The organism is Peribacillus sp. JNUCC 23, from assembly GCF_053653995.1.
In genome coordinates, this window is the sequence record NZ_CM132202.1 from 3,654,835 (window position 1) to 3,677,884 (window position 23,050).

The 23,050-nt window shown below is 35.8% G+C and carries 23 protein-coding genes and 1 riboswitch; of the genes, 9 read left to right on the top strand and 14 right to left on the bottom strand.

The features are described from left to right. Positions 1–65 precede the first annotated feature (65 nt). Together JNUCC23_RS17415 and JNUCC23_RS17420 are read left to right on the top strand one after the other, a co-directional pair. Positions 66–578, top strand: coding sequence for a sigma-70 family RNA polymerase sigma factor (locus tag JNUCC23_RS17415; protein WP_454212655.1), 513 nt, complete (start codon positions 66–68; stop codon positions 576–578). After that, complete coding sequence (locus tag JNUCC23_RS17420) at positions 571–1,437, top strand: DUF3298 domain-containing protein (protein ID WP_454212657.1); 867 nt, start codon at positions 571–573, stop codon at positions 1,435–1,437. Before JNUCC23_RS17415 ends, JNUCC23_RS17420 begins: the two co-directional genes overlap by 8 nt. Before the next feature lie 384 nt (positions 1,438–1,821). Here JNUCC23_RS17420 and JNUCC23_RS17425 read toward each other — a convergent pair whose 3' ends face one another. The 3 genes from JNUCC23_RS17425 to bioB all read right to left on the bottom strand — a co-directional run bounded on the left by JNUCC23_RS17425 (position 1,822) and on the right by bioB (position 5,699). After that, positions 1,822–2,688, bottom strand: a complete 867-nt coding sequence (locus tag JNUCC23_RS17425; RefSeq protein ID WP_062176345.1) for a YitT family protein — start codon at positions 2,686–2,688, stop codon at positions 1,822–1,824. A 300-nt stretch (positions 2,689–2,988) separates the two neighbouring features. Further along, a complete protein-coding gene (locus JNUCC23_RS17430) occupies positions 2,989–4,182 on the bottom strand; it encodes a nucleoside transporter C-terminal domain-containing protein (protein WP_403068608.1) in 1,194 nt (397 codons plus the stop codon). A gap of 314 nt (positions 4,183–4,496) precedes the next feature. After that, positions 4,497–4,598, bottom strand: a riboswitch (purine riboswitch). A 111-nt stretch (positions 4,599–4,709) separates the two neighbouring features. Continuing rightward, entirely contained in the window at positions 4,710–5,699 is a 990-nt protein-coding gene (gene bioB, locus JNUCC23_RS17435; protein ID WP_403068605.1) for a biotin synthase BioB, read from the bottom strand. A 122-nt stretch (positions 5,700–5,821) separates the two neighbouring features. On the opposite strand from bioB, the gene JNUCC23_RS17440 reads away from it, so the two are divergent. From JNUCC23_RS17440 to bioA, 3 genes are read left to right on the top strand one after another with little or no spacing between them, the layout of a single operon-like run. Next, complete coding sequence (locus tag JNUCC23_RS17440) at positions 5,822–6,382, top strand: biotin transporter BioY (protein ID WP_454212660.1); 561 nt, start codon at positions 5,822–5,824, stop codon at positions 6,380–6,382. 3 nt (positions 6,383–6,385) lie between these two features. Beyond that, a complete protein-coding gene (gene bioD, locus JNUCC23_RS17445; RefSeq protein WP_454212662.1) occupies positions 6,386–7,099 on the top strand; it encodes a dethiobiotin synthase in 714 nt (237 codons plus the stop codon). Further along, positions 7,086–8,447, top strand: coding sequence for an adenosylmethionine--8-amino-7-oxononanoate transaminase (gene bioA, locus JNUCC23_RS17450; protein WP_454212664.1), 1,362 nt, complete (start codon positions 7,086–7,088; stop codon positions 8,445–8,447). The genes bioD and bioA overlap by 14 nt, the downstream gene beginning before the upstream one ends. A gap of 225 nt (positions 8,448–8,672) precedes the next feature. Here the strand turns inward: bioA and JNUCC23_RS17455 are convergent, their stop codons facing one another. The 6 genes from JNUCC23_RS17455 to JNUCC23_RS17480 all read right to left on the bottom strand — a co-directional run bounded on the left by JNUCC23_RS17455 (position 8,673) and on the right by JNUCC23_RS17480 (position 15,239). Then, positions 8,673–9,131 (bottom strand): DinB family protein, encoded by a 459-nt coding sequence (locus tag JNUCC23_RS17455; protein ID WP_403068595.1) that lies wholly within the window; start codon positions 9,129–9,131, stop codon positions 8,673–8,675. 309 nt (positions 9,132–9,440) lie between these two features. Then, a complete protein-coding gene (locus tag JNUCC23_RS17460) occupies positions 9,441–11,126 on the bottom strand; it encodes a glycoside hydrolase family 13 protein (RefSeq protein ID WP_454212666.1) in 1,686 nt (561 codons plus the stop codon). 30 nt (positions 11,127–11,156) lie between these two features. Beyond that, positions 11,157–11,978 carry a carbohydrate ABC transporter permease gene (locus tag JNUCC23_RS17465; protein WP_062176321.1) on the bottom strand — a complete coding sequence of 274 codons (822 nt, stop codon included), beginning with the start codon at positions 11,976–11,978 and terminating at the stop codon, positions 11,157–11,159. Then, positions 11,978–12,838 (bottom strand): carbohydrate ABC transporter permease, encoded by an 861-nt coding sequence (locus JNUCC23_RS17470; protein WP_454212669.1) that lies wholly within the window; start codon positions 12,836–12,838, stop codon positions 11,978–11,980. Before JNUCC23_RS17470 ends, JNUCC23_RS17465 begins: the two co-directional genes overlap by 1 nt. Positions 12,839–12,923: 85 nt before the next feature. Beyond that, complete coding sequence (locus JNUCC23_RS17475; protein WP_454212671.1) at positions 12,924–14,153, bottom strand: ABC transporter substrate-binding protein; 1,230 nt, start codon at positions 14,151–14,153, stop codon at positions 12,924–12,926. Between the two features lie 75 nt (positions 14,154–14,228). Beyond that, positions 14,229–15,239, bottom strand: a complete 1,011-nt coding sequence (locus tag JNUCC23_RS17480; protein WP_062176312.1) for a LacI family DNA-binding transcriptional regulator — start codon at positions 15,237–15,239, stop codon at positions 14,229–14,231. A 441-nt stretch (positions 15,240–15,680) separates the two neighbouring features. Here JNUCC23_RS17480 and JNUCC23_RS17485 point away from each other — a divergent pair, with 441 nt between their 5' ends. Beyond that, complete coding sequence (locus JNUCC23_RS17485; protein WP_454212673.1) at positions 15,681–16,091, top strand: (deoxy)nucleoside triphosphate pyrophosphohydrolase; 411 nt, start codon at positions 15,681–15,683, stop codon at positions 16,089–16,091. A gap of 5 nt (positions 16,092–16,096) precedes the next feature. Here the strand turns inward: JNUCC23_RS17485 and JNUCC23_RS17490 are convergent, their stop codons facing one another. Further along, complete coding sequence (locus JNUCC23_RS17490; RefSeq protein ID WP_454216121.1) at positions 16,097–16,354, bottom strand: DUF3427 domain-containing protein; 258 nt, start codon at positions 16,352–16,354, stop codon at positions 16,097–16,099. Positions 16,355–16,690: 336 nt separating this feature from the next. Here JNUCC23_RS17490 and JNUCC23_RS17495 point away from each other — a divergent pair, with 336 nt between their 5' ends. Genes JNUCC23_RS17495 through JNUCC23_RS17505 form a run of 3 tightly spaced genes read left to right on the top strand, consistent with a single transcriptional unit; the run spans position 16,691 to position 17,917 of the window. Beyond that, positions 16,691–17,176, top strand: a complete 486-nt coding sequence (locus JNUCC23_RS17495; RefSeq protein WP_454212675.1) for a DUF2975 domain-containing protein — start codon at positions 16,691–16,693, stop codon at positions 17,174–17,176. 35 nt (positions 17,177–17,211) lie between these two features. Further along, positions 17,212–17,691 carry a DUF2975 domain-containing protein gene (locus tag JNUCC23_RS17500; RefSeq protein ID WP_454212677.1) on the top strand — a complete coding sequence of 160 codons (480 nt, stop codon included), beginning with the start codon at positions 17,212–17,214 and terminating at the stop codon, positions 17,689–17,691. A 10-nt stretch (positions 17,692–17,701) separates the two neighbouring features. Next, positions 17,702–17,917: a helix-turn-helix domain-containing protein gene (locus JNUCC23_RS17505; RefSeq protein ID WP_403068572.1), complete on the top strand. Its 216-nt coding sequence runs from the start codon at positions 17,702–17,704 to the stop codon at positions 17,915–17,917. A gap of 194 nt (positions 17,918–18,111) precedes the next feature. On the opposite strand, the gene JNUCC23_RS17510 is transcribed toward JNUCC23_RS17505, so the two are convergent. The 4 genes from JNUCC23_RS17510 to JNUCC23_RS17525 all read right to left on the bottom strand — a co-directional run bounded on the left by JNUCC23_RS17510 (position 18,112) and on the right by JNUCC23_RS17525 (position 22,968). Continuing rightward, positions 18,112–18,708 (bottom strand): competence protein ComK, encoded by a 597-nt coding sequence (locus tag JNUCC23_RS17510; RefSeq protein WP_454212679.1) that lies wholly within the window; start codon positions 18,706–18,708, stop codon positions 18,112–18,114. Between the two features lie 445 nt (positions 18,709–19,153). Further along, positions 19,154–20,056, bottom strand: coding sequence for a DNA sulfur modification protein DndB (locus tag JNUCC23_RS17515; protein WP_454212681.1), 903 nt, complete (start codon positions 20,054–20,056; stop codon positions 19,154–19,156). Between the two features lie 142 nt (positions 20,057–20,198). Beyond that, the gene (locus tag JNUCC23_RS17520) at positions 20,199–21,290 is read right to left on the bottom strand and encodes a DNA sulfur modification protein DndB (RefSeq protein WP_403068566.1); all 1,092 of its coding nucleotides are present in this window, start codon (positions 21,288–21,290) and stop codon (positions 20,199–20,201) included. Positions 21,291–22,056: 766 nt separating this feature from the next. Then, a complete protein-coding gene (locus JNUCC23_RS17525) occupies positions 22,057–22,968 on the bottom strand; it encodes an EamA family transporter (RefSeq protein ID WP_454212683.1) in 912 nt (303 codons plus the stop codon). Positions 22,969–23,050 lie beyond the last annotated feature (82 nt).

Consider the following 23,050-nt stretch of genomic DNA (forward strand, 5'->3'; position numbering starts at 1 on the left):
TTTTTGCAGAAGAACGACGTTTTAGTATTGTATTCAAAATTGATACACAGCAAGGGAGTAAAATAATGTTCAAAAAAAGGAAAATAGAAAAAGCATTTATTCAATTCGTGACTGAAAATGAAGCGAACTTATACCGTTTTGCCTATAATTATGTGAAAAATCAACAAGATGCTTTAGATGTGGTTCAGGAGTCTATTCGAAAAGGGCTATGTTCAATTCACAAGATTGAAGATGTGTCAGTAATTAAAAGCTGGATGTATCGAATTGTAATAAATACTTCGATTGATAGCATCAGAAAGCATAAAAAAGTACATCCAATGGAAAGTGAAGCCATTGAACATTTACTAGGTGGTACAGATAAATATGAGAATCTAGATTTGAAAAATGCGATCGAGTCGCTACCGCATAATTATCATGCCATTATTTTTCTTCGCTTTTTTGAAGATCTGAAGATCGAAGAAATAGCCAAGGTATTAGAGGAAAATGCTAACACCATTAAAACGAGATTATATAGAGCGCTAAAGCTATTAAGAATAGAATTAGAAGATGGAATTCAGGAGGATCAAAGGTATGAATAGAATGAAACAACTGATAAAAGAATATCAAAATATTGAAATCCCAGAAGAATTACACACAGTGGTTAAGCAAGCACTACGTCAAGAAAAGAAAAGAAAACCTAAAAAAATGTATATAGGAATTGCAGTTGCAGCTATTTTATTTATTTCGAGTGTGAACACAAGTTCAACTATTGCACATGCCTTTTCCGATATTCCAGTTTTAGGTAAAATGGTAAACTTAATTACGTTTAGAGAGTATAGAGTTAATGAGGATACTTATAATGCAAATATTAAAGTACCTGCAGTTACCAACTTAGACAATAAAGATTTAGAAAAAAGTTTAAACGAAAAATATTTACAAGAAAATGAAAAATTATATCAAGAATTTTTAAAAGACATGGAAGAGGTAAAGAAAAGTGGAGGTGGCCATTTAGGTATAGATAGTGGTTATGAAATTAAAACAGACAACGAACAACTTCTTTCAATCGCTAGGTATAATGTGAATACGGTAGGCTCTTCATCAACGACAATGAAATTTGATACGATTGATAAAAAAAACCAAATTCTAATAAATCTACCAAGTCTATTTGAAGATGAGGATTATGTGGATGTAATTAGTGAAAATATAAAAGAACAAATGAGAGCACAAATGAAAGCGAACCCTGAAGTGTCATATTGGGTAAGTGGGATCGGTGAAGAAGTATTCGATTCATTTGAAAAAATAGGTAAAGAGCAAAACTTTTATATAAATAATCAAGGGAAGTTAGTTATTTCATTTGATAAATATGAGGTTTCTCCTGGTTTTATGGGTGTGGTGGAATTCATTATTCCAACTGATGTCATCCAAGATCAATTAGTGAGTAATGAATATATAAAATAGGATTTGTTTATCATTTTATTGATTTTCACAGTAATTTGGAATAACAATCCTGCTACATTTATGGTTTTAAATAGTATACGTCCATTGAGGTGTTATAAATGACCAAAAACGGACTGAATATCATAGATTGTTGTGTTTGTATCATCGTACCCCCCATATAAAATTGATACTCTAATTATACAGAAAAAAGGTATAATCTCTTCGCAAAATGAAGGATTACACCTTTTTCTATTCGGAGGGGACTTTTACAGTGCCCTCTGTTTTTGCTTGGTCCTTTGCTCTTTCAATCAAACTCGCGACAATACACTGATTTTGTCTTGCGTTTAAACCGATTAACCGTAAACATTGTCTTCGTGATCTGCGATAATAAGAAGTTCGTTCATTTTAATGAGCCGAACTTTTCCTAAAGTTACTACCTGAAACATCAGCAACATTCTCTATGGCGATTAAAGCTTTCGGGTCTATTTCTTGAGCAATGGTACGTAAACTAGATAATTCGATCCGAGATACGATCGTATATATGATCTTTTTGGGCTCGTTACTATAAACACCCTCACCATGAATATACGTAATGCCGCGACCTAATTCCTGTATTAAGGAATTTGCAATTTCTTCTGGTTTATCAGAAATAATCGTTACTGATTTTAATTCTTCCATACCTTCAACGACAATATCAATCATTTTATAAGCAATAAAATAAGTAATAATAGAGTACATAGCTGTTTCCCAACTAAATACTAATAAGGCAGCAAGGACAAAAATAAATACATTGACAATCATGACAAATTGTCCGACTGAAACAGGTCGTTTCTTGCTTACAAGAATGGCAATAATTTCTGTACCGTCTAAAGCACCACCCGTTCTAATAACTAAACCAACACCCGCTCCTAGTATGACTGCACCTACTACCGTTGCTAAAAATAAATCATCTGTAAAAGGCTCAAAATGATGCAAATAAGAAGTAAATATAGATAAAACAATAACGCCATATAAAGTATGAAGGGTAAATTTCGTACCTATTCTCTTATAACCGATATAAAGAAATGGTATATTGAAAATAATGAGAAATAAACTCATGTTTAAACCAGTTAATTCCGCTGTAATGATCGAAAGACCAATAATCCCACCGTCTAAAATATCATTCGGAACTAAAAATAATTCAAGCCCAACAGCAGCAATAATCGCACCAATTGTAATCATAATTAATTGTTGAACTTCTTTTACTACCCGTTTTTTCTTTGTCAATCCCATCTAAATCAAGCCTTTCCTATTTGAAATACATGATTAATCATACATTAAATACAGCCTGGAAGAAAAAAGAAAGAACTATTGATTACAAAAAAGAATTCTATCGTTGGTAATAATCGTACGTAGTTCGGGGAAACAAACATTCTAGGACTCATAATTAACTTTTTCCTATAAAAAAGGAATGTCCCATTACAAAAGACCAGATCCACATCTACTTTATACCGTTTATCTCTATATGCATAATAAACGATGGATAGACTGTGAGGTCAGATCTTTTGGGACATCCTCTTGATTACTGCTTTATTACCATACAAATAAGCCGACAATCATCGCACTTAATAAGGAAACCGCAATGCCGCTGACGAGAAGCTTCCAGACGTTTTTACCGATAATCGCTGATTTTCCTTCTGATAATACCGAATTATACGTTCCATAAATCATACCGACTGTACTAAAATTCGCAAATGATGTTAAGAACGTTGTTGCAACCGCAATCGTATGTGGTGGCAGTGTATCTAAGTTGCTCTTTAGATCCATCATGGCCACAAATTCATTCGTCGCCAATTTAATTCCCATTAACTGTGCGACATACATAGCATCATGCCCTGTCAAACCAAGTAAAAAGGCAAATGGACTAAAAATGACTGAAAAGATTTTCTGAATCGTCAGACCATCTACAATAACACCCAAAATTCCATTTAGGCCAGCTGTAAGAGCGACATAGCCAATCACCATCGCTAATATAACGATAACCATATTCATACCGACTAACATACTATTCGAAATCGTCGAGAAGAAATCCTTTTTCTCCGATTTTGGCGGTACATAAATAATATCTTCCTCTTTTGGTACATGGATTGGGTTTAAAATACTAACTAAAATAAGTGCATTTAAACAGTTTACAGGTATCGCAGTAAAGACATATTCTGCCGGGACCATTGATAAATAGGCACCAATAATCGATCCGCTAATACTACTCATACTCATAATTCCAAAGGTAAGCAAACGATTGTCCTTTAAAACAGATAGCTGATCACGAATGACAGCTAACGCTTCGGTATTTCCTAAAAACATCATTTGAATCGAGAAAAAGCTTTCTAGTTTGGGCAAGCGTGACACTTTAGAAATCACCCAGCCCACTTTATCAATAATCCACGTTAAAATGCCAAAATAAGATAAAATGTCAAAGAAAGTAACAACGAAAATAATAGGCAACAATGCACTAAAGAAAAAGTCTACTGTTTCATTTGCCATAACCGATGGAAAAACAAAGGCTATTCCTTCACTTGCACAGGCAATTAACCACGTAAAGAATGAGGCAATTTTAGTAATGACCCAGCTCCCTATTGTTGTTCCTAACATAAACCATGTAATAAGCAATTCGACTACAATGAGTGAAATAACCGGTCTCCATTTCACTTCTTTCTTATTTGGAGAACACAAGAACACGACGCCTAAGACAACAAAAACGCCTAATAGATTTAACAAAAAGTACATGAAAGCAGCTCCTAGATGTGGATTTCAACAAGATTAACAGCGTATTCGCCTCACGATTGCATATATACCATTTTTACAAAATCATTCATTGATTTCACAAAAGATGCAACTCATTAAAGGCTAAGGTACTGGATTTGGATGTAGAAACACTACTATAATTATCCACAACTAAAAACCCCTTTATACGCCAAACAACAAAAAAGCTCTTACTTTTCATATATTCTGATCAACAGAAAGAATGAAAAATAAGAGCTTCATAGGAAGAGATATATGACATAGACAAAACTCATCCACTACATGGTTCTTCCAATCTACATTAATTCAAACTTTCTTGTAGTCTAGTATTTTACGGCTACTAGGTAGAGACGATCAGACCATATTACTGATAATATACAAGAAGTATTTATAACTTGATTCAATTGGTATGAACAAATAGTACGCGTTCGCTTATGAATAATCAATACTTTGATCGTTATTCGGAATAGCAAAATTTCCGAGAAAATTCATAATCATTTTAATAGAGTCTATTACAAAGCACATTCTTCGATTTCAAAACCTAATTCCGCAATCATTCTCCAATCATCTAATGGTTGCTGACCTTCTGTCGTTAAGTAATCCCCAACGAAAATCGAATTAGCTGCAAACAAGCCTAACGGCTGAAGAAAACCAAGATTCACTTCCCGTCCACCAGAAATTCGAATTTCTTTCGTTGGATTTACAAATCGCATCATCGCAATGATCTTTAAACAGTTTATCGGTGTTAACTCTTTCATTTCACTTAATGGTGTTCCTTCAATTGCCACGAGAAAGTTACAAGGTATCGAATCAGCATCTAAATCACGTAATTCAAAGGCGATATCTACTCGCTGCTCTTCATTTTCCCCCATTCCAAAAATAGCACCAGAACAAGGGGATATTCCCGCTTCTTTCGCTTGCTGTACAGTATCTATTCTTTGGTCATACGTATGTGTTGTACAAATCTCCTCATACTGATCACGATGTGTATTGACATTGTGATTGTAACGATGAACCCCCGCATCTGCTAAAGCTTTCGCATGATCTGGATTCAGGAACCCTAAACAGCAACAAATCTTTAAATTTGTCGTTTCTCGAATCTCTTTTACAGCGTCAACAACATGGGAAATTTCTTTATTAGTAGGACGTCTTCCAGAAGCAACAATACAATATGTACCCGCTTTACGATAAATAGCCTCTTTTGCACCTTGAATAATTTTCTCTTTCGTTAGCCAGGCATATTTGTCAATCGGTGTTTCTGCAACGATTGACTGTGAACAGTATCCACAATTTTCAGGACAAAGACCTGACTTTGCATTAATAATCATATTCAATTTAACTTTATTTCCATAGTGATGATACCGAATCTTATAAGCAGCATTCATTAATTCTAAAATCTTGGTATCTTCTATTTGCAAAAGAGACAGGGCTTCTTCTTTACTCACTGCTTCCCCACTTATTACTCGCTCCGCTAATTGTTGTAGCTCCATTTCTTTTATCATATCCATTTCTCCTCTTTTCTGTAGAATCTTTTTAATGTTAACCTAAAAATAAAATAGGTTGACAATAGAATTATAAATCATGCAGAATAATATTCAAGTAAAAAAATAAACGAGGTGAAATAGTGAAAAATACAACCATAGCGTTCGCAGCATTATTCGCTGCCTTAACCGCAATAGGGGCATTCATTAAAATTCCTATTCCCTTTATTCCTTTTACACTACAAATTTTATCTGTCTATCTTGCTGGTGCCCTAGTAGGGCCTAAGCTTGGCAGTTTAAGTCAACTTTGCTATGTGTTAATCGGATTAGTCGGATTACCAATCTTTACAGAAGGAGGCGGACCCAGCTATCTTCTCAAACCGACATTTGGCTATTTAATCGGTTTTATATTGGGTGCCTATGCAAATGGCTGGTTTATACAAAGGTTTAACTTAAAAAGAATCTATTCTATTTTCTTCGCCAACTTAAGTACCCTCCTCATTGTGTACTTCTTTGGATGCATTTGGCTTTATGGAGCAATGAAATGGGTGATTGAAAAACCTCTTTCTCTTCATGAAACATTGTTATTTGGTTTCTATTTACCTGCTCCCGGTGATCTATTATTAGCTGCGATGAGTGCTGCTATCATTGCTAAAGTGCGTCCAAGATTAAAAAATACCATTATTAAGCAAGGAGCTGCATGAAAGATGGGTCAATCATTCTTTATTACAGGAACAGGCACAGATATTGGCAAAACGATCACTACCGGTTTCTTATATTACTCATTAAACAAGCTTGGATTGAAAACAACCGTATTTAAACCGTTTCAAACAGGGTTAATTGAAGAAACACAAACTTATCCTGATTTAGATTGGTTCCAGTCGGTCATTGGTGTTGGCAATGCGGGGTTTTATGCCTTGGAACCTGAAACTTCTCCTCATCTAGCGATTAAGCTACAAAGTGCCAAAGTGAACATCGAAGCTGTTTTACAAAGACTGAAAGAATTAGAACAAACGAATGATATCGTCTTAGTCGAAGGAGCTGGAGGATTAGCCGTTCCTTTAATAGAACGAGAAGATGACTTTTACATGACAAAAGATTTTATTAAAGACGCGAATATGCCTACTATTCTTGTTAGTCCAAGCGGTCTTGGTTCGATTCATGATGTCTTAACAACTAACCAATATGCTAACCATTATGAAATCCCTATTCAATTATTACTTTTCAATAGATTTGAAGAAACGAACATCATTCATCTGGACAATGTCGAGACCTTAAAGCGAATCGTTCAGTTGCCTGCTTTAGCTATTCCTTTTTTTGAAGATGTCAAAAATGAATTAGAGCGCTATTGTGAAAGCTGTATACAATCCGAATCATTCAAGAAGCAAATCAAGGAGGTTTTCCTTTATGAAACACGATGAAGTACAAAATTTAGAAAACTGGGATAAAGAATATGTCTGGCATCCATTTACTCAAATGAAAATGTATCAACAAAATAAACCGCTGATTATTGAAAGTGGACAAGGTAGCTATTTGTATGATATTGAAGGCAAGAAATATTTAGATGGCTATGCTTCTCTATGGGTAAATGTCCATGGACATAATGTTCCTGCGTTAAATGAAGCACTGATCCATCAAGTACATCAAATCGCTCATTCTACTTTATTAGGTTCTGCCAATGTTCCATCTATTCTACTAGCAAAGAAATTAGCAGAAATCACACCAGGCAACTTATGTAAAGTCTTCTATTCTGATACAGGTTCTGCTTCCGTTGAAATCGCCTTAAAAATCGCTTATCAATATTGGCAAAATACCAATCTTGAAAAATATAAAAATAAACATACATTTATCTCCTTAGACGATGCGTATCATGGTGACACAATCGGTTCCGTCAGCGTAGGTGGTATGGATTTATATCATCGCATCTTTGAGCCATTGCTTTTCAAACGTGTCTCATTACCAACACCTCACACGTATCGAATGACAGAATTTGATCATGCCGAAGATGTTAAGAATTTCTGCTTACAGCGGTTAGAAAGCTTACTTCAAGAAAAAGCCGATGAAATAGCTGGGATAATCATTGAGCCTTTAGTACAGGGAGCAGCGGGAATCATTACTCATCCATCTGGTTTCTTAAAAGGTGTAGAAAATCTTTGTAGAAAATATAATATTCTCCTCATTTGTGATGAAGTGGCTGTTGGCTTTGGACGCACCGGAACAATGTTTGCCTGTGAACAAGAAGAGGTTGTACCCGACATATTATGTGTAGGAAAAGGAATAACTGGCGGCTACATGCCTCTCGCAGCAACGATTACAAGTCAAAAGATTTTTGATGCTTTTTTAGGAGATAAAGAGGAGCATAAAACGTTTTACCATGGTCATACATACACCGGTAACCAACTAAGCTGTTCCGTTGCACTAAAAAATATTCAATTAATGGAAGAAACAGCATTAATCGAAAAAGTTCAAGTGAATGCTTCATTCGTAAAAGAACAATTACAAGAATTATATAAGCTAGACATTGTAGGGGACATTCGACAACGAGGATTAATGGTTGGAATAGAGATTGTACAAAACAAAGAAACGAAAACTATTTTCCCAATTCAAGAAAATAAACTGGATAACATTGTCTTAGCTGCACGTCAAAAAGGACTGATCATCCGCCAATTAGATCAAGTATTAACATTTATGCCTGTTTTAGCAATGAGTCAAAATGAGCTAGAAGAAGCCATTAGAATAATATACCAATCTATTTTAGAAAATATGTAACTTGCCTGTTAATAGATTTGACGTAACGTTCTCAATATTATTTTACTAAAATTCAATAGTTTAAATGTTACTGATAAGAATAAACATCCTTCACGTAGTGTTAGTACAATATTAATCCATTTCATTGTACGTATATAGTTCACTTTGCAAATTTAAGTATTCTAAAAAATGCTTCTGCCGTCACCAAAAAACCGGTTAAGAATTTATTCTTAACCGGTTAAATCATTATAATGAAGCTTCGATCAAACGCTTCATTGTTTGAACTTGTCCTAAGTGAAGCGATTCATGAAACGCTACAAAGTTGGCTATTTCACCAACAGAAGACATTCCTAAAAATGGTTCTGGCAGCGTTTCTTCAAAACGAGCATCCGGGATCGCCGTAAGACGAGTAAGTTGTTCTTTCAACTGTTCAATTAACGTTTCAACAGTCGGGACCTCACCTTGCCAATCACTTGGCTTAGTACGGGTTCCAAACAACTCCCCATAATTAGCTGGTAGACTCCCGCTTTGCGGGAAGCCTAATAAAAGCGACTCTGCAGAAATCAGAACATGGCCAATCTGCCAATGAATCGTATTATTAAAGCCTGCTGGTTGCACGTCCATTACCTGATTAGATAAGGACTCCGCATTTTTAATGAAATATCCTCTTGTCAGTTCAAATTGCTTCTTGATTAAGTTGCTCATGGAATCTCTCCTTCAACGATATATATGTAGAAGTATACCGACTATAATTTCCCAAGGCAAATATTGTGTTTGGGAACAAGCATTGCAGGACACGTGTAGGTACAAAATTTTATATCAGTTTGTTCAACGAAAGCTCCTTAGTTGTGAAGATCTTGATAAGCTTTGGACCAATGAAATGGCTATACTTCTTCTAATGATTTATATAGCAGTTGATTATCAGAAGTAGTCACTGCTACTTTTACATCACTTCCCCAATAAATTTGATGAACGACCGCTTCTTTCCACCAAGTTTTATTCATAATTTTACTCCTAATACCCTTTGTACACTCTTGTTTCATATGGTCTTAATGTAAACGATGTTCGTTTCGCTTCTGTTTCTTCTAAAACATAATTGCTAATGAGCAGCTCATTCGGTGTAAACGTATAATCCTTTGGCATAACAAATTCCACTTGCTCTTCACTAAAGTTCGTCACAATAAGAAGTTTCTCTTCTTGATATGATCTCGTGTAAGCAAAGATCTGTTCATGTTCAGCCAAAATTAGCTCATATTCTCCATACACAATGATTTCATTTTCTTTGCGCAATCTAATTAGCTTACGATAATAGTGGTAAATAGAATTTGGATCCTGTATAGCCTGCTTAGCATTAATTTGCTTATAGTTCGGATTTACTTTGATCCATGGCTGACCGCTAGTAAATCCTCCATGATCTGTATCATCCCACTGGATAGGGGTTCTTGCATTATCCCTTCCTTTTACGTAAATCGATTCCAATACCTTGTTTTTATCCATATTGCCATCTATCACTTTTTCTTTGTACATATTCAAGATTTCAATATCCCTGTACTCATCTATTGTTCCAAAACGAACATTCGTCATGCCGATTTCTTCCCCTTGATAAATATAAGGAGTTCCTTGAAGCATATGAAGGAAGGTTGCCAGCATTTTAGCCGATTCATTCCTGTATTCCTGGTCATTTCCGAATCGAGAAACCATCCGGGGCTGATCATGATTATTTAAATATAAGCTATTCCATCCGACACCATGAAGACCAGTTTGCCATTTCGTGATGTTTTCTTTTAAATCAAGAAGGTTGAGCGGCTTTAGATCCCATTTTCCATTAGGGCCTGAATCGAGATCCATATGCTCAAACGTGAACACCATGTTCAATTCCCCACGGTTTTGTTCTGTATAAAGCTTTGCCTCTTCAGCATCAACACCTGGCATTTCACCGACCGTCATAATGTCATATTTAGATAGCACTTCCTTATTCATTTCTTGTAAAAACTCATGAATACGAGGGCCATTCATATAATACTGTCCGCCACCCACATAGGCTTTTTCCTCTGGATTCGCCGCATCGGGAAAGCCAGGCACCTTAGAAATAAAGTTAATCACGTCCATGCGGAATCCGTCGATTCCTTTATCTAACCACCAAGCCATCATTTTGTATACTTCATTCCGTAGAGTAGGATTTTCCCAGTTTAAATCGGGCTGTTTCTTACTAAATAAGTGTAAATAATACTCATCAGTATCTTCATCATATTGCCATGCAGAACCACTAAATGCAGATTCCCAATTGTTAGGCTCTTTGCCATCTTTACCAGGACGCCAAATATAATAGTCACGATATGGGTTATCTTTTGATTTTCTAGATTCTGTAAACCAAGCATGTTCATCTGAAGAATGGTTTACCACTAAGTCCATAATCAACTTCATGCTCCGTGAATGAATTTCATGTAATAATTGATCCCAATCTTCTAAAGTTCCAAATTCATCCATAATATCTTGGTAATTACTAATATCGTATCCATTGTCATCATTAGGTGATTTATACACCGGTGATAACCAAATCACATCCACCCCTAGTTTTTTTAAATAATCGAGTTTTTCAATTATTCCTTTAATATCGCCGATTCCATCCCCATTACTATCCTTAAAACTTCGAGGATAGATTTGATAAATAACACTTTCTTTCCACCATGACTTTTCCAAGTTTTTCACTCCAATATGCTAGAATACACTCTATTTAATTGAGCCTCTCATAACTCCACTAATAATCCATTTTTGAGCAAAGACATACACTAGAATCATCGGAGCAAGAGCCATTAAATAGGATGCGAATGCTAAATTATAATCCGTACTAAATTGTGATTGGAAAATGTACTGTACAAGTGGCAATGTTGCCATGCTTTGGTCACTTAAAAGCACGAGCGGGAGCATAAAGTCATTCCACGCACCAAGACAAGTAATAATAGCTACTGTTGCATTCATCGGAGCCAATAATGGGAAGATGACCTTCCAGAATACGCCCCATGTGCTTGCACCATCTATAATCGCTGCTTCTTCCAATTCAACCGGTATGGACCTTATATACCCGATATAAATAAATACATTGAATGATAAATTAAATACAACATATAAAACAATTAAACCAACTAAATTATCCATTCCCCAGGCACTTGTTTGTTTAACTAACGGGAGCATAATAATGGGAAACGGGATGAACATGGCACTAAGAAAATAAAAGTACAATGTTTTATAAAACTTCTTATGCAAATTTCTTGCAATGGCGTAAGCTACTAAGGAATTGGTTAAAACCGTAAAAATCACCACAAAGAATGTAATAAAAAAACTATTCTTAAAGGCATTGAAAAAATTCGTCATTTCAATGGCTTGTTTAAAGTTATCAAATGACCAAGACTTCGGAAGTACAAGTAAATTCCCTGCCATTTCTGGAGGTGTTTTAAAAGCAATCGTAATCGCTAAATATATTGGGAAAAGAATAAAAAGTGAACCTAAAATTAAGAGAACGGTAATTATCCAGTTTGTTTTCTTGCGAGTCATTAGTTAGCCGCCTCTCTTCTATTTAAAATTTTAAGTTGAATAATAGAAATGATGACAATGACGACAAAGTACACGACAGCATTGGCAGATTGATAGGCGAATTGGCCACCTTCAAATCCTCCGCGGTAAATGAGCAAAGATATCGATTCTGTTGATTTACCAGGTCCTCCGCCTGTCATAGCGACAATCTGGTCAAATACCATTAAATAGTTTTTCATCGATAACACCATATTGATCGTAAAGAAAGGAGCAATCATTGGAAATGTAATCTTCCAAAACTTCGTCCAGATACCAGCTCCATCAATACTCGCTGCTTCATATAAGTCTTCTGAAATCGTGACCAGCCCAGCTAAATAAATAAGGGTATTAAAGGCAACACCCTGCCAAACGGCAACAATGACGATACCAATCCAGGCTAAATTCGGATCACCAAGAATATTTTTAGAGAGTAATTCTGAACCCAGTACTGTTCCGATTTGTGGTAGGAAATGAGCAAAAATGAAGTTGAAAATGAAACCAATGATCAGAATACTTAAGATATAGGGTAAGAAATAGATGGCCCTAAGCGTCTTTCGAAATTTAATCTTAGAATTAAGGCCAATAGCAATGAGCAAACTAATAATATTTACAACAATCGTAGTAACAATGGCAAATTGAAAGGTAAAAATATAGGCTGCTCCTGCACGGTTGTCCTTAAAGACATTCAGGTAGTTCTTTATCCCAACAAAATTCCAACTTCCATACCCTTTCCAATCTGTAAAGCTATAAAAAATTCCTTGCAAAGCAGGATACGTATGGAAAATAAAGAAAAGAGCAAGAGCAGGCAATGCAATAGCCATGAATACATGGTTTTTCTTCATATGATGACATCTCCTTTTTTAGAAGATGAGAATGACTCAAAAGGGGTTTGCTCCTTTTTTATGGGCCATCCTCATCATCTAGAAATCAACGATTCTCCACTTTTTCCCATTCTTTATCCATTTTCTTCAGGAAGACAGCTTTATCTTGTTTAATTAAGAATTCCTGAACAAGGTTTTCCGCACCCATTCCCGCTGGATAGTAATGATCAGGGAAACTCGTAATTGTACCTGATTCAAAGTTTCCTTTTATCCCTTCAAAAACAGAATCTTCTTGGTAAACGTTTGCAATAGCTGAGAAAGCCTTCTGCTCATTAATGTATTTTTGAGAGATTTCTTCTTTCATCATGAATTCAATAAATTTCATGGCTTCGTCCTTATGTTTCGTTTCCTTATTCATCGTCAGTAAGACATCAACACCAGAAACCAATTTATTCTGTGCTGGATCATTATTGACAGGCATTGGGAAAACACCAAGTTCGATATTCGGATTTGCTTTTAAGATTTCAGGGATCGCCCAGTTACCCTGGATATACAAGACTGCCTCCCCTTTTGAAAATGCATTATTTCCGTCGCCGTAAGCAACGCCCATATTATCTTTGTGACCATATGAGATAAGCTTCAACATTTTATCAGCAACCTCATCATAGCTTTTGACAAATGAAGTTGTGCCTGCATTTTTCTTTTCAGCAAAATCTTCACCCGCAATGTTAGCACCTAACGAGTTCCAACTAATCATTCCAGTCCATGCATCTTTTAATGTGAAATAAATAGGTGTCTCTCCGGTTGCTTTTACCTTTTCAAGTAATGCGATAAATTCATCCCAAGTAGTTGGAACTTCAAGCCCAAGTTCAGCAAATTTTTGTTTATTATAAATAACAGAATTTGCATTCGTTGCATACGGAAGACCATATACGCCTTCTACTTCTGAACCAACCAAACGGTTTATCATATCAATATATGAAGGTTGTACAGTTTTAACTAAATCTGAGTCAGTGAAATCATTTAAAACTTCAGCACGCGCCAATTCACCATATGTGGCATTACCAGCAATAGACATCAAATCTGGTAAATCATTTTTAGTTAGACGTGTTTTTAACACCGTTTCAGCTTCTGGCGGTGAATTAAATTCTATTTTAATATCAGGATTTTCTGCCTCGAATTCTTTTATAAGTTCTTTATATGTATCAATACTCTCTGATTTATTCGAAAAAAGCTCTAGCTTAACACCATCACTTGAATCAGAGGATGAACAGCCAGTTAGAATGATAGTTCCTAAAGCGATTGTAGCGATACCTGTAGTTATTTTTTTAAACATAATATTCCCTCCAAATGTGAGATTGATAATTTCCACCCAACGTAAACGTTTACGTAAAAGAGTAAAAAGAAAAGTTTAACGCTTTTCTCTTACCGTTTCCCTTTCCAAAATTTCATGTGGTAAAATCCGATTCTCAACAAAAACATTTCCAGATTCAAGCATTTCAAAAAGCATACTTGCTGCTGTCTTCCCCATTTTAATTAAAGGTTGTCCAACAGTGGTTAGCGGTGGAATAGCCATTTCTGCAATACTCAAATTATCATACCCAATTATCGATACATCGTCAGGAATCTTTATTCCATGTTGATATGCAAAAGACAATGCTCCAAAGGCTATTTCATCACTAGCCGCAAAGATAGCGGATATTTCAGGTGATTGCTTCATAAGCTTCTCCATGCCATCTAATCCATCTTGAAAACCGAATCCCTTACTATAGATAATATTATTCTCTGTAAAAGCGATACCCTGATCTTTAAGAGCCATTTCAAATCCCATAATTCGTGGCTTACCAGCAATTAGGTCATCTTTGTTACCGCTAATCATCCCTATCTTTTTATGCCCTTTATTAAGTAGGTATTTGGTTGCTGAATAAGCAGCATGCTGATCATTCACTTTTACATAAGGTACTGGGTAAGAATAAGATTCTGTAGATAAGAGAACCATCGGAATGCCCATTTTTCTTATATAATTGTAATACTCCTCTTTTAAGATTGCGCTTACAAAAATTATACCATCAATTCTTTTTTCATTTAATAACTGAAGGTACTTCATTGTTTTCTCACCATCAGCCTCGGTATGACAGACAATTACACTTGAGCCAAGTTCATGGGCCATCGTTTCAATACCGTTTAAGAAATCTGTTACCAGCATACTGGATAATTCAGGAAAGAGCACCCCTATTGTATGTGTCTTATTATTGATTAAACCCCTTGCTACAGCATTTGGTTCGTACCCCAGTTCTTCAATAACATGTTGAACCTTCTTTTTTGTTTTTTCCGAAAAACCAGGTTGATTATTAAGAACTCTAGAAACAGTTGCTATAGACACACCTGCTTTTTTCGCTACATCTTTGATGGTATACGCCATACTCCCACCTACTTCGTAAAATAAAATAACGAAAACGTTTACGTGATTATAATATCATCTTTTGAAAGCCTTTTCAATATTATCATAAAATTATATTATCCATTACCCGATTGTAAGTTTATCATTACCAGATGGCTATCAAAATATTTCAAATTTGATCACCCTTCATGCACTCTAACAACTCCTCAAAAGGTTTCCTCTCACGTTTCTCAATGTACTTTCTTCATTTAGTGCTCTTCATTCTTTCTATCACTTCTAGGACACTTCACCGAACAAGTAGTTTAACAAAAAAAACTATAACATTATTCTCTTTTCTACCACAATCAAAGAAAGAAGCGTAAATTCATTGCTACTTCTATGTATGCAACTAGTATCCAAACTATTTGGGATCATCCGATTAAACATGATATGATAACAAAATAACACTTAGTGGAGGTTTCTATGAAAAAAGTAGTTAAGGTAGTTGCAGCAATCATCGAGAACGATCAAAATGAAATCCTTTGTGCTTTAAGATCTCCCGAAATGTCTCTTCCAAATATGTGGGAATTTCCAGGCGGCAAAGTAGAGAAGGATGAGGATATTTATTCTGCATTAGTACGTGAGATTGATGAAGAATTATCATGCAAAATCGAAACAGCAGAACTCTTTAATGATCATACTCATGAATATGAAACCTTTATTATTCATTTACTCTCCATAAAATGCAAAATTATTGATGGAAGACCCCTTCCAAACGAACACTCTACATTCATCTGGCTAAAAAGAGATAATTTAGCTTCATTAAAATGGGCACCAGCAGATATACCTGCCGTTGAACAATTACTTACTGAAAAAATTAGTCTTCTCAACTGAGAAGACTATATTTTTATCATGAATTCCTTATACAAGTTTTCAGGGATTTCATGCTCTAATTTAATTTTCACCGTTATTGGCTTCTCTCCCTCATATTCAACTGCATTTCCTTTACCAATATAAATAAAAGGTTCTCTTTTCTTATCAATCATTTTGTATTTCCTTACAAATAAATGAAAATTGATTCCTCTTGCTTCATTGAAGATAATGTCTTTTCCTCGTTCCGTGTTTGGAGACGTATTGTTTGGTGTTTGCCATACAATTCATGGGATAAAGTGAAGGCTACACCAGCTCAAAGATTGGGAATTGCCGATAAACAATTTACGATGAAGGATATTATTTATTTTAAGTAGGTTCTGTTATCTTTCGTTGTTGATTTACTTTATTAAACTATTGGGAAGTTTTGTTGAACAAGTTGTAAATTTAACATTTTAAAATAAGAGCATTTCTTTGTAATGAGAAATGCTTTTTATTTTTGTCAAAATTAAAAGGATATAATAATAACAATAATAATATAATTAAAAACGATATGAGTTTATTGTAAAACAATAAATTATGTGTTAAAGTCATTTTATTATTAAATCCGTGAGGTGCTTTAAATGAATGTTAAACAAGGTTCAACCATTTTCTTAAAGGTAATTATTTTTCTGATTGGAATTGCGATGCTTGCTTTATGTATCTATTGGTTGCCTGAGATAACCATTAAAGATGCAAAGGTACATCCAGATACGGCTTATTTCCTAATCCCCTTTTTAGTATGTGCATATGGATTCTGTATTACGTTTTCTGTTGCGTTGTATCAAGCATTTAAACTACTAACCTATATCGAAAAAAACAATGCTTTCTCTGAATTATCCCTTAAATCTTTGAAGGTTATAAAAAAATGTGCTTTTACAGTCATTTTCCTCATTCTGTTAGGAATAGTAAGCTTAAAGGTGCTTGCTAAAATCACAGGAGACGACCCAGCAGGTCCTATATCACTAAGTCTAATGGGTATTTTAGCAACAAGTATCATCGCAGCCATTGTGGATACCCTTCAAAAGCCATTGAAAAATGTCCCAGATATTAAGTCAAAAAATGATTAACGGTTTGAAAAAATTTAATTAACGAGGTACTTTTTATGAAACAAGTTACGACACTCTTTTTAAAGCTAGCTGTTATTTTTATGGGAATCTCAGTTCTTGCATTGTGCATATTTTTAGTGCCTCATATGGCGAATTTCGCAGCAAATTTGTATCCAAATATTGCCTCAATGAAATATCTCGTTTTCATCGTGATGTACGGAGCGGCTGTGCCTTTTTACTTTGCTCTCTATCAGGCTTTCAATCTATTACGGTACATTGACGAGGGCACCGCGTTCTCGGAATTATCTGTAAAGGCGTTAAAGAACATAAAGTGCTGTGCGATTACAATCAGTGGTTTGTATGTATTAGGTTTGCCACTCTTTCATTTTATAGCGAAGAAAGTTGACCCTCCTATTGGATTAATGGGACTCATCATCATTTTTGCTTCGTTGGTTATCGCCGTTTTTGCTGCTATCCTCCAACGGCTTCTACAAGAAGCGATTCACATAAAATCAGAAAATGATTTGACGGTCTGAGGTGGAGGATATGGCAATTATTATTAATATTGATGTGATGTTAGCAAAACGAAAAATGAGCGTAACGGAGCTTTCCAAGAGGGTTGGGATTACGATGGCGAATCTTTCCATTCTGAAAAATGGGAAAGCAAAAGCGGTTCGTTTTTCAACATTAGAAGCGATTTGTAAGACTTTGGATTGTCAACCAGGTGATATTTTGGAGTACAAAAGCGACGAAGACACTTAATAAAAACAGACAACAACTTTCTTCAACCAACGGGATTAGATAGTGAAATTAAGATGAAGGGATACCGATTAAGCTATCCCTTCTCTGCGTTTATTATTGTTATTTAATTACAGAATTCCATTGAGAATTATATTGATATTAGTGACAAAAAATGTGATGTGTTTTGCAATGTTTGCACCCCAAAAGAGAACCCGTTACCCTTTTGGGGTATCCTCTTCCTCTTCTTCCTTCCCCTCTTTTCTCAAATGCAAGTTATATTCTCCCTTTTCTTCTATTATTGTAAGGCCGCTACCTGGTTCATATAGTAAAGTCCTGCTTTTTTCAATCGTATGACGTACTTGTAAAGTAATCTGAAGCACAGCTGCGTATCCGCGCCGTTTATCGACTTGTTCACTTTTTAGTGAAATAGTAATGCTGTGTCCATGCATTAAGTGTAAAATTGTTTTTTTATTAGAAATTACTTCAGGTCTAATGATTTTTGGAGTAACAATCCAGATTTTCTTTTTACTATTTGATGTATGGAAAGGAGCTAGAATAATCCCATGCTCGGCATTCAGTGCAACTGGTAAAAAGTATTTCCCGCCAAGAATCGAACGTGCTCCTACTATGGCCCCATCTAAATCGCGTGCATAATAGTTAAAGGATTCTTCGAGTACATCTTTAATTGGCTTTTTAACAAGGATAGAATCTTTTCCTTCTATTACCCTCGTATTTTCATTTCCTTGCTTGTCATATTCGGAAAATAAGCATACTGTTTCTCTGTTTATTATATAGAGTCGTTTACTGAACATCATTGACACTCCTCATTTAGGTGATTGATTATTCATACGTTCCTTTGTTCCGATTTATCCCGCATTAACGGAAAGTCAAGACCCCTCCCTCAAGGCTTAGAGGAATCAAAGAAGCGAGGGTGGGAGATAACTGCCCGTAAAAGCCCGATTGGTTCAACTAACAATCAGTGGGGATAAAGCCCCCCACTGATTGAAGTTTCACTTTATTAGCTAAAACCAATCCTTCATTTCTATCATCCATACACAATACATTTTCTGTTTCCATACACTTTCTCTACTTGATCTGTTTTCCTTTTTAATCGCCAATTCTTTACTAATGATTTTAAAAAGGTATACTAGATAATAAGACAGGATTCATCCTGACTGAAACGCCCATGAGCAACGTCTTCGGAGGACCCTTGCTCATGGGTTATTTTTTGTATTATTTCCCATTTTCAGATAAACCTCACCTCCCACAAGAATAAAGCCAAGTTCTTAGTTTTTTCATATTGCTTTTGTCATTGGCCAGATAAAATAGTGGCTTTCGTCCTTTCATCGTTCCACTAAATACTTCTCTCCAGATTGGATTATCCGGTGTCCAATCTACATCCTGTAAACTCTCCATCCTCTTCACGATGTATTCTTGTCGATTTGTGAAGGGCTGATTCTCCATTTGGTCGTTGGCAAATTGAGCGACGGCGGTTAGGATTGGGTAGCTTGCTAACATAGACTGGTGATAGTCACCGATTTCCTCTGGCGGACATAGCTTAAAGAGTTGGTCAAGCCAAAGGTGGATGAGTTGGAGGTATTCCCCGTTTTGTAAATATGTTGTTTTGATCTTGTCTTCAATGTTCGTTGCGAAGTGACCGGTGATGAAGATACCAACGATTTGCCTTAACTGGGATAGCGAAACTAAATTTTTATTTTTTGGTCGGATAATGTTTTGTTTTTCCAACTCTACCCCGGCTATTTTTAAATTTGGATGACTTTGCAGCACTTGATTTGTGATGACATTCAAATGGTTCCGGGAATCAAAAGATATCCGCTTGGAGAGAGCTACTTTCTTGCCTTTTAAATTCACATCAAGGTAAAGCTGCGCTGCTTCTGCTTCTGAGAGGTTTTCAAATACTTGGAGTGCGATATGCGTTTCTTTGATGAGGTATTTCAGCTTATAGGCTTGTTCTACCTTCGTATCATCAAATGACTTTAACGCTTTGAAAATGCTGTCCTCTAGCTGTACGAAGGCTTTCATTCTTTGTGAACCGTCAATAATTGAGAGTTTCATTGTAGATGAATCGTTGATTTCTCCTTCCTCCAAGTTCACAATCAATGGTGGAATATAAATATTTTCTGTTAGGGCGTTTTCCAATAAATAATTTCTGATAGAGCGGACCCTTGTCTGATCTGTCTCTCTTACCTGTATTTGGCCATTTCGAACGAGAGAGATTAGCTCTTCGATAGAAAAGGAAGTCATGCTTCTTTTTTTTGTACGTAATTCCTGAAGGCTCATCCTACCATGTCCTTTCTTTTTCCAAACTGTCGCAAAATGCTATCGCTGTTTTTTGCATGCTTGTCGTTCTTGAGTGATTATTGATTCGTTTCTTTTGCTGGTCGTAGATGTGAGGATAGTGTGGATCATCATGCTTCCATGTACAATATATTTGAAGTTTCTCCATCTGCTGCAATGCTTCTTCGTAGGTGAGTTTATGATGTTTATGCAATAGAAAAGCTGTCAAACCAAGTGCTATTTGGATACCGCTATAGCCAGATGTGAATTTCTTTCGATTCGCTGGATTCCTCGGGAAAATCGTGAGCCAAGTTTCAAAAAATGCCGTTCCGATTGTAACAGCTTCTTCATTCGTAAGTCCTCCGAGCTTGACCCGTTTTGTACTAACCGTTAAGTTTCCATCGAAAAGAGCAAGCAAACAGCGTCTCATGATTGTGAGGGAAGTAAGCGCCGAGTTACTCATCGAAATCCGTGATAGTTTATCTTCAATCTCCATTTTAGATGCCAAGCGGCTTGCAATTTGCCGTGTAATGTCTGCATAATGGTCTCGCTGATCATACTGCATCACCAAGCCTAAATGCGGTTCTTTTCTTTTTGTATTTAAATCTGAAAAAAGTTGCTGCTCCTCTTGCTTGTCTAAGTCGAGATAAATTTGGACGCTAATCGGGTATCCCTTCAACTTCTTTATTTGTGCTTGAACTTTCCTTAATTCCATTTGATTATCCATTAGTTCTGCCGTTTCTTGTAAGCCTTGCAGGTGAGTAATCGCCGCGATCAATCCTGCAGTTCTGTGCTGTCCGTCAAGTATATATACTTTACAACCATCTGAAAGTTCGCCACCTCCATCGGTTTCGACAATGTTTCCTCTACTAGAGAAGATAAATGGCGAGAAATAGAAATCATTTTCCTCCAATGTTTGAATAATAAAATCCCGTATTTCAAATTTTCGCTTTACATCTAACTTTCTTTGAACCTCTTGATCAATCTCAAAAATCGCTTGCAATGTCTGGAATTTAATTTGTGAAATCAAGACTTTCCTCCCGAAAGATTGGAAGTATTTACCTGGTATCGTGACTTTCATTTCTTGATATGTCATGTCGCACACCTCTTTTATCCAACTAATGTAATGGTTATCTTTTCCTATTATCCTATGAAGCACTCTTTTTGTAAAACTCTCTCAATTACTAAATGGAGAAATTCCCTTTAAACTCTTTAAAACTCAACTCGTTTTATTTTCTAATTCTTGACATATTTAATCCGTTGATTTATATTATAAATTTTCTGTATTCAATTCCCGATATTTTAATGAAATGCAGCGTTTTCACCTACTAATTCTTTATCTTTTTTTACTTTAAATCCCAACATTATTAATTGTTTGTAAAATTTTTCTTTTTTTCACGAAAATTCTTTATCTTTTGTTTCTAGTTCAAAAAAAGCTTGCAGGACAGGTCTCAATCTGACCACTCTGCAAGCTTTTTTCTTTTTTTCACTTTGCTGCAATCATAATGCTGCTTGTATCTGTACGTTTAAGTACGGTCTGCTCTTCACTTTAGCCCATTACTTCTCGATTTCTCTTGTGTATACTTCCATATTGAGCGATTCTTGTAACATCGACTTTTCATCTCAACCTTTACTTCTTTTCTTTAAACCAATTTCATATTTTACGTTACGATTATAAATCAAATACCGTTCCAGACCGTCCTTTAATGCTGAATCATGATCAGTTTATATCTAATACGTTTAACCACCTTCTCCATCTAATAGTTTTACCCATTCATTTTCCTTACACTTAAAACTTAAGAGACTATCATCTCTTAAACGACTTTGCTCTTTTTGAATAAACATTTTATCTGCGTACTTGTTTAAGAGGTTAGACGTAAGACAAGAATGCCTACAACTGTAACGACAAGTCCCGTAATTTCACGTTTACTCATGTTTTCTTTCAAATAAAAATGAGCATATAAAATGACGAGTGCAACGCTCATTGCACTAATGGCCGAAACAATTCCGGTGATCCCTTCGCGGAATGCGGGAAAGAGAAACATCATGCCCGCTATATTCGTAATCCCTACAAACATTCCCCAGCCTAACGTTCTTTTCAAAGTCCAGTGTGGAATGTTATTTTGTTGTGTAGTCTTGTTTGGCGCTTCCTCATACTGATCTTTTTCCTGAACAGTAGATTTACTCTTTGCATAGGAAATGGCCCAGGTAATACCAAACAATACTGTTCCGGTTACATACATGATGATTAATGCAGGTAGTGTAGCTGCGCCAGCAATGGTTGATTGTTTGATGGACACATCTGAAAAGCCGAAGAAAAGCATCGTTAGAATTCCCCATTGAATCCCTTTTAACTGATTGAGCTTTAAATCCTGTGAATATTTAATAAGGATCAGGCCTAGTAAGACAATAAAAAACGCGGTTAATTGCCAGGTTGATAGAACCTCTCCCCATAGTATATAGGCAACAATTACGACAACTAGCGGCGGCAGTCCTGAAAATAAAGCAATAATCGAGGCCTTACCCACCGCATACCCTCTATACATAGAAGCGTTGGCTATATATGAGAACAATCCCATTAAAACTCCATACCAAGCACCGATTGACCAAGGTTGTTTGGCGATAACATTACTAATCAAAGCAATCAAAGTACCAGATATGTAGACACCTAAAAGTAATAGATTACGATCAATCGGTCTTTGTGACGTCCATTGATAAAGAATTCCCCTAATCCCGAAGCAAATAGCCGCAGCTCCTGCGAAAAAAAACCACATGTCCTGTTCTCCTCCCTATTCTCTCTAAACATGCTACTCCCTTTCCCCTTTGTGTTAGCGAAATAATAGCGATTATTTACTT

Excerpts from the sequence above, each read along its gene's own strand:
- JNUCC23_RS17480 (WP_062176312.1), bottom strand. The coding sequence starts at position 15,239 with ATGGCGTATACCATCAAAGATGTAGCGAAAAAAGCAGGTGTGTCTATA.
- JNUCC23_RS17520 (WP_403068566.1), bottom strand. The coding sequence starts at position 21,290 with ATGACATATCAAGAAATGAAAGTCACGATACCAGGTAAATACTTCCAA.
- JNUCC23_RS17430 (WP_403068608.1), bottom strand. The coding sequence starts at position 4,182 with ATGTACTTTTTGTTAAATCTATTAGGCGTTTTTGTTGTCTTAGGCGTC.
- JNUCC23_RS17470 (WP_454212669.1), bottom strand. The coding sequence starts at position 12,838 with ATGAAGAAAAACCATGTATTCATGGCTATTGCATTGCCTGCTCTTGCT.
- bioD (WP_454212662.1), top strand. The coding sequence starts at position 6,386 with ATGGGTCAATCATTCTTTATTACAGGAACAGGCACAGATATTGGCAAA.
- JNUCC23_RS17465 (WP_062176321.1), bottom strand. The coding sequence starts at position 11,978 with ATGACTCGCAAGAAAACAAACTGGATAATTACCGTTCTCTTAATTTTA.
- JNUCC23_RS17420 (WP_454212657.1), top strand. The coding sequence starts at position 571 with ATGAATAGAATGAAACAACTGATAAAAGAATATCAAAATATTGAAATC.
- JNUCC23_RS17425 (WP_062176345.1), bottom strand. The coding sequence starts at position 2,688 with ATGGGATTGACAAAGAAAAAACGGGTAGTAAAAGAAGTTCAACAATTA.
- JNUCC23_RS17510 (WP_454212679.1), bottom strand. The coding sequence starts at position 18,708 with ATGTTCAGTAAACGACTCTATATAATAAACAGAGAAACAGTATGCTTA.
- JNUCC23_RS17525 (WP_454212683.1), bottom strand. The coding sequence starts at position 22,968 with ATGTGGTTTTTTTTCGCAGGAGCTGCGGCTATTTGCTTCGGGATTAGG.
- JNUCC23_RS17500 (WP_454212677.1), top strand. The coding sequence starts at position 17,212 with ATGAAACAAGTTACGACACTCTTTTTAAAGCTAGCTGTTATTTTTATG.
- JNUCC23_RS17485 (WP_454212673.1), top strand. The coding sequence starts at position 15,681 with ATGAAAAAAGTAGTTAAGGTAGTTGCAGCAATCATCGAGAACGATCAA.
- JNUCC23_RS17415 (WP_454212655.1), top strand. The coding sequence starts at position 66 with ATGTTCAAAAAAAGGAAAATAGAAAAAGCATTTATTCAATTCGTGACT.
- JNUCC23_RS17495 (WP_454212675.1), top strand. The coding sequence starts at position 16,691 with ATGAATGTTAAACAAGGTTCAACCATTTTCTTAAAGGTAATTATTTTT.
- bioA (WP_454212664.1), top strand. The coding sequence starts at position 7,086 with ATGAAACACGATGAAGTACAAAATTTAGAAAACTGGGATAAAGAATAT.
- JNUCC23_RS17505 (WP_403068572.1), top strand. The coding sequence starts at position 17,702 with ATGGCAATTATTATTAATATTGATGTGATGTTAGCAAAACGAAAAATG.
- JNUCC23_RS17455 (WP_403068595.1), bottom strand. The coding sequence starts at position 9,131 with ATGAGCAACTTAATCAAGAAGCAATTTGAACTGACAAGAGGATATTTC.
- JNUCC23_RS17475 (WP_454212671.1), bottom strand. The coding sequence starts at position 14,153 with ATGTTTAAAAAAATAACTACAGGTATCGCTACAATCGCTTTAGGAACT.
- bioB (WP_403068605.1), bottom strand. The coding sequence starts at position 5,699 with ATGATAAAAGAAATGGAGCTACAACAATTAGCGGAGCGAGTAATAAGT.